A 5,909-nucleotide genomic window follows, 5' to 3' on the forward strand; every position below is an offset into this window, starting at 1 on the left:
GAGACGGAGAGCGCCCACATCAGGGCAAACTTCACATCGTTGGTGTTGTCCGTCGTCTGGAACCAGTACATCCGCCAGCCCGAGAGGTGATGGGTGAGGTAGGTGACGAGCGTGAACAGCAGCCCGGCGACCAACGGATACCAGGGGTCGGTGAAGACCAGGGGCACCAGCAGCGAACTGACGCCGCCGGCCAGCATGTGGACGATCTTGCGGTTGTAGTAGACCGCCCGGATCGGTTCCATCCCGCGGCCGACCATGGCCCGGTAGGGGATCAGGGTGAGGAAGAGGACCGCAAGGACGTAGAGGCCGAGGCCGGCGGCCCACAGGAGTTGGGATGACATGGTCTTGGGAACGGTGTGCGGGACTGGCGTGAGTCAGGTGGGTCAGACGCAACCGGTGGGCTTGGGCAGGCCGCCCCATTTGCAGATGAGCTTCATCGGGCCTTTCTTGAAGAGGTCGTAGAGCTCTTTGGTGGTCATGCCTTGCTTCTTGGCGAAGATGCGGATGGGCGGTACCACGCCGTCCTGCTCGTACATGGCGCGTGCCTGGCGGATCAAATCCATCACCTGTGGGGTGATCGTGAAGTCGTCCGTGCGGGCCAGCACCACGGCGATCTCTTCGCTCCAGTCATCGCGGTCGAGCAGGAAGCCCTCCCCATCCAATCGGAGGTTGGCAGCGGTTGTGGTCATCGCGGGAACTCCTTCCAGGCGGGAAACAGGTACAGGTTAAGACGGCAGTTCGTCCGGCGGCGGGGCGGCCGGCCTGACCGGAGCGGGGCTGGCCCGCTCGACCGGACGCGGCGCGGGGGCCGGGGGCGCCGGGCGTGGCGCCGGCGCGGCCTTCGGGGCCGCCGGGGTCACGGCAGCAACCTCAACGGGCGGTTTGGCCGGTGTGGCGGGGGCCGCACGAACCGTCGCCTTGGGGGCCGCCGGAGCCGCGGGGGGCGGCGCCTTCGGTGGGGTCGCCGCGGCCGGTGACTTGGGTTGGGGCTTGGCCGCTGCCGCGACCGTCGGTGCCTTGGCCGCCTGCACCGGGGCTGGCTGGGCCGCAGTCGGGACGCGTCGGACCGGCGGGGTCGGAGCGGCGAGGGTCGGCGCCTCATCCGGTTCCGCGGCAGGCTCCGGCTCAGGTTCGCTCGCCGGATCGCGGTAGGCGTAGACCGTCGCCTCCTTGGGTCTGGCCACCGCGGGCTTCGGCTTGGGTTTGGCCGGCGCGGCTGGCGCGGCCGGCGGCGCCGGCTCGGCTTGATACTGAGTCACCGGCGGCGGGCTATCTGCGCCGGTCGCAATGGTCACAACCGGCGCCGGCGGCCCGTCGCGCGGCTCCAGGGCGCAGCCGGCGAACCCGCACAGGGGCAGAGCGATGCAAGCGAAGAGACGAATGGCATTAGACATCGGCTAAAAATCATCCAGAAAGACATTTTCGACCGGGGCCTTGCGTGCCGCCGCGGGCACGCGCTGGGGCGCCGGGGCGGGGACCCGCGCCGGGGCCTCAGCCGCCTGAGCACCCACTGCTGGGGCACGGGGCGCACCCGCGCGTCTGGCCACGGCCGGGGTGTCATCCGTGTCGGCACAACTCCCCCCCGCGGGCCCACTGCCCACAATATAGGGTACTCCGGAACGGCCGCAGGCGCCGGACAGGACGACCCCCTCCGGTGGGGACTGCTGCAGCGGCTCGTTCGGGATGGCCAGCATGAACTCCGCCCAGACGCGTAGCGCGCCGGTCCCGCCGGCGAAGCCAGTGGGCTTGTAGTCGTCACGCCCCACCCACACCACCGCGACCTTGTCGCCACTGAAACCGGCAAACCAACTGTCACGCATATCGTCGGTGGTACCGGTCTTGCCGGCCATGGTCAGGCTGGCGGGCAGCCGGTTGCCCAGCCACTTAGCGGTCCCCTCCCGCACCACCCGCTGCATGGCCCAACCGGTGAGGAAGGCCGCCCGCGGGTCCACCACCGCCTCCACCGCCAGGGGATAACGGTTCAGCGGGCGGCCGTTGGCGTCCATGACCTCGCGGATCGCCCGCAAGGGGGCGCGATAGCCGCCGGCGGCGATGGTCTGATACATCTGTGCGACCTCCAAGGGCGACAGCGCGACCGACCCCAGCATCATCGCCGGGACCGTGACGATGGGTCGCTGGGCGCCCAGACGATACAGCGTATCCGCCACCGCCTTGACCCCGAGGCTCATCCCCAGGTTGACGGTCGCCAGGTTCCACGAATGTGCCAGGGCCAGATAAAGCGGCACCGGGCCGTGGACCGAGTGATCGTAATTCTTGGGCGACCAGAGCTGCCCACCGACCCTTAAACTAAAGGGTTCATCCGGGATGCTGGTCGTCAGCGTATAGCGCTCCGGCTTTGATAAGGCGGTGAGATAGACCGCCGGCTTTACCAATGAACCGATGGAGCGCACGGTATCGAGCGCCCGATTGAATCCCGCATAACCGGCCTCGCGCCCGCCCGCCAAGGCCAACACCTCGCCATTGGCGACCGAGGTAACCACCGCGGCCGTCTCCAGGGTGCCAATCCGCATACCGCGGGACTTTTCCAATTCACGCAACCGCTTCGGCAAGGCCGCCTCGACCGTCACTTGGATCAGCGGGTCCAGGGTGGTGAACACGCGCAGGCCCTCGGAACGCAGGTCCTCGTCCTTATAGTCGCGCTGCAACTGGCGGCGCACCAATGCAATGAAGTCGGGGTATTCGCCGGTTGGACGCCCACCGCCATCGCGCAATCCCAGCGGTTCGGCCTTGGCCGCGTCCGCCGCGGCGGCGGTGATGACGCCGTCGCGCACCATCACGTCGATCACCAGGTTACGCCGCTTAAGCGCGGCCTCCGGGAAGCGCCGTGGGTCTAGGCTCGAGGGGGCCTGCACCAGACCAACGAGCAGGGCGGTCTGCGGGATACCGAGTTCGTCCAGGTTACGGTTGAAGAAAAAGCTGCTCGCCAGACCGAAACCATGGATCCCGCGACGACCGTCCTGACCCAAATAGATCTCGTTGGCGTAGGCCTCCAGGATGTCGTCCTTGCTGTAGCGCCACTCCAACAGCAGGGCCATGTAGGCCTCGTTGAGCTTGCGCACCATGGTCCGGTCGGCGGTCAGATAGAAATTCTTGACCAATTGTTGGGTGAGGGTACTGGCACCCTCCACCACCCCGCCGGCACGCAGGTTGTGATAGCTGGCACGAATGATGCCGCGTGGGTCGACCCCGTAATGGCTCAAGAAACTGCGATCCTCCACCGCCATCAAGGTCTTCACCAGGAGGTCGGGCAGGTCCTTGCGCTGCACCAGGACCCGGTCCTCATTGTGCGTCGGGTAGATACTGGCGATCAGGGCCGGTTCGAGGCGGATCAAGGCGGGGGACGATCCATCGCCCGCATCGCGTAAGCCGGCCACCTTGCCGTCCTTCAGATCCAGGTCCAGCAGGCGTCCAGGCTCCTCGCCGTCCCAGAAGCGGAAGCTACGGGTATGCACCTGGAAGTGCTCGCCGGTGCGGCTGTAGGTCCCGTCCGCAGTAGGATCAGTGACCTGCCGATAATTCAGTCGACCGAGCTCGGCCTGAAATTGTTCGCCCGTCAAGGTACGTTCAGCGTAGATCTCCAACGGACGCGCATAGACCCGGGCCGGCAGGGCCCAGCGTTTGCCCTCGAATTTGCCGCGCACCACCCGGTCGAGATGCACGCCGTAGAGGGTCCCGGCCAGGCCGACGCCGACCATGGCCAGAAACGACCAGCGCACGATAAATCCAATGAACCTGCGGCGCGGGGGCGGGGCGGGATGACGGTGGTAACGGGATGGGTCGCGGGTACTAGGCATGGTCACTGAGATCGGGTCACTCGGCGGGGCGCGGCTGGTTGGCGCAAGAAAATTACACGATGTGCTGGCAATCGGCAACGGCAGACACTGATAGTCCCATTTGCAGCCCCCGGATACAAGGTTGCCGCGACTGCGTTCAAGTCTTGATACCGACCCCGCGGCGCAGCAGGGTTAGACTGAACAGGCTAAGCACGACGATGAATACCAGGATGATCCCGAACGCCAGCGCCAGGGGGATGTCGCTGACCCCATGCAGGCCGTAGCGAAAACCGTTGACCATATAGAGAACCGGGTTGGCCAGGGAGACCGCCTGCCAGAACGGGGGCAACAGGTCGATCGAATAGAATACACCGCCCAAATAAGTCAGCGGCGTGAGGACAAAGATCGGGACAATGGAGATATCATCGAAGCTGTTGGCATAAACGGCGTTGATGAAACCGCCCAAGGCGAACAACACGGCGGTCATGAGCGACACCAGGACGGTTGCACCGAAACTGTAGATGTGGACATCGGTAAACAGCGTAGCCACCAGCAGAACCGCCGCCCCCACGGTCAATCCGCGCGCCACCCCACCGGCCACGTAGCCGCACAGGATCACCCAGTTCGGGGCCGGCGACACCAGGAGCTCCTCGACATAGCGCGAGAATTTGCTGCTGTAAAACGAGGAGACAACATTGGAATAGGAGTTGGTGATGACGGCCATCAGGACCAGCCCGGGAACGATGAAGTCCAGATAGGCCAGGCCGTCCATGGTGCCGATCCGCTGCCCGATGAGTTGACCGAAGATCACGAAATACAGGGTCGTGGTGATCACCGATGGCAAGACGGTCTGCACCCAGATCCGGGTGAACCGCAGGACCTCCTTGGTGAGGATCGTCGTGAAGGTGACCCAATAGCGCCGCCACTGTGACCGATGAGTCACGACCCAGACCGCCCATCGACCAGGTCCAGGAACAATCGCTCCAAGCGGTTCTGCTTGTTGCGCAGACTCACCACCTCGATCCCGGTACGTGACAGGGCATCAAACAGACCGTTGATGGTATGCTCCCGGCTCATCTCCACCTCCAGGGTAAAGTCATCCACTTGGCTGAGTACAAAGCCGCCCACTTGGGGCAACTCGCCCACCCCGCCCTTGAGGTTCAGCACGAAGGTCTCGGTGTTCAGGCGCGCGAGCAAGGCGCCGATACTGGAGTGTTCAGCGATCTCGCCTTGATTGATGATCGCGATGGTGCGACACAGGCTCTCCGCCTCCTCCAGATAATGGGTCGTGAGGATGATGGTGGTGCCCTGGGCGTTCAACTCCTTCAAGAAGATCCACATGGAGCGGCGGATCTCGATATCAACCCCGGCGGTCGGTTCATCCAGTATCAGCAGGCGCGGCTCATGGACCAAGGCCCGGGCGATCATCAGCCGCCGCTTCATCCCACCGGAGAGGCGGCGCATCTCGGTATCGCGCCGATCCCAGAGGTCGAGTTGGCGCAGATAGCGCTCGGCCCGCACTTGCGCCTCCCGGCGCGGGATCCCGTAATAGCCGGCCTGATTGATGACCACCTCGACCACCGGCAGGAACAGATTGAAGTTGAACTCCTGGGGGACCAGGCCGATACAGGACTTCACCGCCTCCGGGTCCCGATCCAGGTCGTGGCCAAAGACCCGCACCGCACCCTGGCTCTTATTCACCAGCGAGGCGATGATGCCGATCAGTGTGGACTTGCCGGCGCCATTCGGCCCCAAGAGGGCAAAGAAATCGCCCTCCTCCACGCCAAGGTCAATCCCCTTGAGGGCTTGGAATCCGCCCTGATAGGTCTTGACGAGTTGAGTGATTTCGAGGGCTGGGGTCATGGTGGGGGGTATCGGCACGCTCGCACCCGGTCAACCCGCACCGCTACGGGTTGAAGGTCGCGCGAGCAAAAGCAAAACCCCCGAGCCTGACGGCACGGGGGTTTTCCAAATAAGGCCCTGGCAGTGACCTACTTTCACATGGGGAGACCCCACACTATCATCGGCGATACACCGTTTCACTTCTGAGTTCGGGATGGGATCAGGTGGTTCCAGTGCTCTATGGCCGCCAGGAAAAAGGGTTGGTCGCACCGC

5 protein-coding genes, 1 rRNA gene and 1 pseudogene are annotated in these 5,909 nt (G+C 64.7%); all 7 read right to left on the reverse strand.

Going from position 1 to position 5,909, the window contains the following annotated elements; genetic code table 11:
- Positions 1-341 (reverse strand): annotated as a pseudogene (locus QZX93_RS26090) (hypothetical protein); the annotation flags it as partial.
- Positions 342-383: 42 nt separating this feature from the next.
- A complete protein-coding gene (locus tag QZX93_RS26095) occupies positions 384-689 on the reverse strand; it encodes a TusE/DsrC/DsvC family sulfur relay protein (protein WP_295395024.1) in 306 nt (101 codons plus the stop codon).
- Between the two features lie 36 nt (positions 690-725).
- A complete protein-coding gene (locus tag QZX93_RS26100) occupies positions 726-1,394 on the reverse strand; it encodes a hypothetical protein (protein WP_295395026.1) in 669 nt (222 codons plus the stop codon).
- A 3-nt stretch (positions 1,395-1,397) separates the two neighbouring features.
- Positions 1,398-3,815, reverse strand: coding sequence for a penicillin-binding protein 1B (gene mrcB / locus QZX93_RS26105; protein ID WP_295390181.1), 2,418 nt, complete (start codon positions 3,813-3,815; stop codon positions 1,398-1,400).
- A 136-nt stretch (positions 3,816-3,951) separates the two neighbouring features.
- Positions 3,952-4,737 (reverse strand): ABC transporter permease, encoded by a 786-nt coding sequence (locus QZX93_RS26110; protein ID WP_295390179.1) that lies wholly within the window; start codon positions 4,735-4,737, stop codon positions 3,952-3,954.
- Positions 4,734-5,657: an ABC transporter ATP-binding protein gene (locus QZX93_RS26115; protein ID WP_295390176.1), complete on the reverse strand. Its 924-nt coding sequence runs from the start codon at positions 5,655-5,657 to the stop codon at positions 4,734-4,736. Before QZX93_RS26115 ends, QZX93_RS26110 begins: the two co-directional genes overlap by 4 nt.
- A 115-nt stretch (positions 5,658-5,772) precedes the next feature.
- Positions 5,773-5,888 (reverse strand): 5S ribosomal RNA (rrf, locus tag QZX93_RS26120).
- Between the last annotated feature and the right edge of the window lie 21 nt (positions 5,889-5,909).

Origin of the sequence: uncultured Thiodictyon sp., assembly GCF_903946935.1 — a bacterium.
Classification (GTDB): Bacteria; Pseudomonadota; Gammaproteobacteria; order Chromatiales; family Chromatiaceae; genus Thiodictyon.

What these genes read in the sequence shown, in the direction of transcription:
- QZX93_RS26095 (WP_295395024.1), bottom strand. Translation starts at nt 689, where the DNA reads ATGACCACAACCGCTGCCAACCTCCGATTGGATGGGGAGGGCTTCCTG.
- QZX93_RS26100 (WP_295395026.1), bottom strand. Translation starts at nt 1,394, where the DNA reads ATGTCTAATGCCATTCGTCTCTTCGCTTGCATCGCTCTGCCCCTGTGC.
- mrcB (WP_295390181.1), bottom strand. Translation starts at nt 3,815, where the DNA reads ATGCCTAGTACCCGCGACCCATCCCGTTACCACCGTCATCCCGCCCCG.
- QZX93_RS26115 (WP_295390176.1), bottom strand. Translation starts at nt 5,657, where the DNA reads ATGACCCCAGCCCTCGAAATCACTCAACTCGTCAAGACCTATCAGGGC.